This window comes from Lamprobacter modestohalophilus (assembly GCF_016583905.1).
GTDB classification, from domain to species: domain Bacteria; phylum Pseudomonadota; class Gammaproteobacteria; order Chromatiales; family Chromatiaceae; genus Lamprobacter; species Lamprobacter modestohalophilus.
Window position 1 is genome coordinate 1 of the sequence record NZ_NRRY01000190.1, and the last position, 778, is coordinate 778.

A 778-nucleotide genomic window follows, 5' to 3' on the forward strand; every position below is an offset into this window, starting at 1 on the left:
AGTAGTGCTGCTGGTTGGTATTGGTGATGAAGGACGCCGTGGTATGCAGCGCCAGATCCCAGCTCATGCCCGCGATGCCGTCCGGATTCAGCGGCAGCCGCCCCTGCTGCATCAAAATCACCAGCACAAGGAGCGCAAGGACGACATGCAGCTTGAGCAGCGCCTTGCCGTAGGCTTTCCAGTGCATGGGCGCCAGCGGATCAACGCCGATGGCGCGGTAAAGGACCCACTCGACCGGCCCGAACAGCCGATCGAGCGCGGTCGGTCTGGGCGAATAGATCGTCGCCAAGTAGCGTCCCAACGGCCAGGCCAATAACAGTGCGACCGCGTAGATGAGCAGGACTTCATTCATAGCTGGTCCTCCCATTCCACGAACAGAAAACACAGCCCGAACAGGGCCAGGAGAATCAGTGCGCCGATGATGCCCATGGCTAAAACCTCTCTGGCCGCAGCAGGGCGACCGACAGATAGACGAGCAACGCCAGCACGACGAACAGCAGGATGGCGTACACGATGACCTCACACAGCGTTGTTAACCAAGGCGGGTAAGGTTAGAGAGCGCGGGCGTAACAGCGCTAGGCACCGACCGGGGAAGCGCGTAACAAAGGCGTACTATTTTGTCGAAGCACGTCGTCGTCGCTTTTGCAAGCGGGCGCCCAAGGACTAGAATCGCCGCCATTCTTGGAATCACGACCCGCATAGCCACGATGTCAACACAACAAAAGCGCAGCTTCGCGGTGATCGGCCTTGGCACCTTCGGCACCACGGTCGCCTCCGA

General features: G+C 60.0%; 2 protein-coding genes. Both read right to left on the minus strand.

The window, feature by feature from the left end; all coding sequences use genetic code 11:
• Positions 1–352: potassium-transporting ATPase subunit KdpA (locus CKO42_RS26820; protein WP_200252866.1), on the minus strand; the 352-nt coding region annotated here is incomplete at its 3' end.
• 79 nt (positions 353–431) lie between these two features.
• On the minus strand, positions 432–512 hold the full coding sequence (gene kdpF, locus CKO42_RS28710; protein ID WP_416274564.1) for a K(+)-transporting ATPase subunit F: 81 nt from the start codon (positions 510–512) through the stop codon (positions 432–434).
• Between the last annotated feature and the right edge of the window lie 266 nt (positions 513–778).